The sequence below is a fragment of the Peribacillus sp. P4_C12 genome (genome assembly GCF_056402095.1).
Genome location: NZ_JBFUIB010000527.1, coordinates 1 through 2,406, shown reverse-complemented (window position 1 = coordinate 2,406; position 2,406 = coordinate 1). Strand labels below are relative to the sequence as shown.

Below are 2,406 nucleotides of genomic sequence, written 5' to 3'. Positions count from 1 at the left end.
GTATGCATCAATCGGCTTTTTGCCTTCCCCAACTAGGTATGCTTCATCCGCCTTATATCGATGGTAAGATCCATAATCTTCTTTTGAATAGATTGCAACTGTACTAATATCTAATTCCGTACACGCCCGAAAAATCCGAATCGCTATTTCTCCACGATTTGCCGCAAGTACTTTTTCTATACGTTTCACCATTGCTACCACCCTAATCAATATGTATTTTTATTGAATATATAGAAAAAAAGCGTGATAAACTTCACAACTTTTTATTCACACGTTTATTTCTCCAACAAAGGAGACAGTCCTATTAAAATCGTTGTTCCTCAACATAATTATATTTCGATATATTTTTCAGTTATGCATTTATACGTTTCTGAAAAATAAATACACAAAAATAGAAACTTTGCCAATTAGTTAAAATACATTGAAATTATTATAATATACTATCAATTTGTTAACTTTGTATTTTTTCAACAATTAATATAACCATAATACTAAAATAAACTGAATACAATAAAAAAATAAAAAATTATGTATATTCGTATAAAAGCACAGGGATTTTCCGTCTTTTGACCCCTCAATATCTATAGTTCTAGAACTAAAGATTCAATACCTGATTGAAGATCATCTGACAATCTGCACAAGTTTACTCCATTTTTCTATTTATGAAAAAAGAGTTCATCAACTAAAATGCGAATTCGAATATGTGGAGATAGATTTTCCCGAAATTTTTTCTATTAACATTCCATACCCAATAAAAAAAGCTCATTTTGAGCTTCAATCGCACTAATTAGTATAACACTATTTAGTTATAGTATAACACTATTACCYAGTATTGTATATAAATAAAAAACTCAAACAATCATCGAGATTTGTTTGAGTTAGTATGTTTTGTATATTATTTTTTTAATGATGCTTCATGCAAAACTGACAATTGCTTTTCAAGAGTTTCCAAAAGGGACTTGCCCTCTGTATCCTCTACTAAGCCTAAACGTACGGCGAAATCAATTTCTCGTGATAGACCGAACATTTGTGTATCAAGTACCTCTTCGTATAAAGGACATTGAGGCATAGTGAGATTCTCCATTTGAACTTTTATCAGTTTTAGAATCTTGTCAGCATCTGCTTTTAATAAAGCATAAGCTTTTTCTCGATGATTGACAAGCATATCAGATGCCATGTTAAATCCCCCCGCTCAGAGCGATTATATCTTAACTTATCTTATCATTAAATTCTACCTTTTGTTGTATGAAAAAGCAAGGACATTGACAAACAAATTGAATAATCCAAACACTGAAATAACACAATCAGCCTCTATACTCATAAACCCGGCAGTAGATATAATCGCCATCCTAGAGAATGTGACATTTCTTATATAATTGATTATACTTATATAAGAATGTGAGCAACAGAAAGGAATGAGATATTTGGAACCCATCGTGTTTATTAATGGAAAAGTGAAATATCCAATTACTCTAGATCCTGGAGTGTGGATTTTTGATGACCGTAAAATTGAAATCGATACATACTTCAATGCTGAGAGAGTTCAAGTCAATGAATTAGAAGAGTATACAATTGCAGCGTCCAAGCATTGGCAAAAGGAAATTCAAGAGGGCGCTACCATGCCTCCTACATTAAAAACGGAACGAAAGTTTGAGAAGCAAAGATTGATGGAGGGAACTTTTGGTATTCCTTTTGAACCTTTTTTGAAAAACGCCGAACCTGAAACGGGTGTAACAGAAGTTATTGTTACAACTGATGAAAAAGAACTTACATTTCCATACGAAGTAGCGCTTGAATTTTTCCTTGGCTTTTCCAAGGATGGAAAGCCAATTAAAGTAACCGAGGGCGGACCTATGGAAATTTATTTTGGAGATGCCTCTAATATCAATAACCCAATTAAGAATGTACGATCTTTCACTGTTAAATAAAAGTACATGTACCATAGTTATAGAAGCCTGAATGCATTATTTAAAACGACAAGGGAAATTTCCCTTGCCGTTTTTTTATAAAAGTGTAGCAGCAAGCTGAGCTAAACCGGATCTTTCTCCTTTTATCAGTTTAACATGGCCAGCTATACGCTCGGTCTTGAATTTTTCTACAACGTAGGTCAAACCATTATTATATTCATCTAAATAAGGATGATCGATTTGCTCCGGATCCCCCATCAAAACAATTTTACTCCGCTCCCCTACTCTTGTTAATATGGTCTTCACCTCATGTTTCGTTAGATTCTGCGCTTCATCTATGATGATGAACTGATCCGGAATACTCCTGCCCCTGATATAGGTTAAAGCTTCTACTTCAATCGAACTCATGCCAGCTAGAATAGCGTCCAATTCCCCTGGTTTTTTCGTATTGAACAAATATTGCAGATTATCAAAAATAGGTTGCATCCAAGGTCTAAGC

Annotated in this window: 4 protein-coding genes; 1 reads left to right on the top strand and 3 read right to left on the bottom strand. The window is 33.8% G+C overall.

All coding sequences use genetic code 11. The features are described 5' to 3' along the window. Positions 1 to 192, bottom strand: a 192-nt coding sequence (locus tag AC1DUW_RS25965) for a biotin carboxylase N-terminal domain-containing protein (protein ID WP_477643836.1), incomplete at its 3' end; no start/stop codon positions are given. Between the two features lie 703 nt (positions 193 to 895). Continuing rightward, a complete protein-coding gene (locus AC1DUW_RS25960) occupies positions 896 to 1,177 on the bottom strand; it encodes an Fpa/YlaN family protein (protein WP_053345198.1) in 282 nt (93 codons plus the stop codon). A 247-nt stretch (positions 1,178 to 1,424) separates the two neighbouring features. Here AC1DUW_RS25960 and AC1DUW_RS25955 point away from each other — a divergent pair, with 247 nt between their 5' ends. Then, positions 1,425 to 1,928 carry a hypothetical protein gene (locus tag AC1DUW_RS25955; RefSeq protein ID WP_083450685.1) on the top strand — a complete coding sequence of 168 codons (504 nt, stop codon included), beginning with the start codon at positions 1,425 to 1,427 and terminating at the stop codon, positions 1,926 to 1,928. 75 nt (positions 1,929 to 2,003) lie between these two features. Here AC1DUW_RS25955 and AC1DUW_RS25950 read toward each other — a convergent pair. Beyond that, positions 2,004 to 2,406 (bottom strand): PhoH family protein (locus tag AC1DUW_RS25950; RefSeq protein ID WP_477643835.1); only part of this gene is annotated, 403 nt, incomplete at its 5' end.

Excerpts from the sequence above, each read along its gene's own strand:
- AC1DUW_RS25960 (WP_053345198.1), bottom strand. The coding sequence starts at position 1,177 with ATGGCATCTGATATGCTTGTCAATCATCGAGAAAAAGCTTATGCTTTA.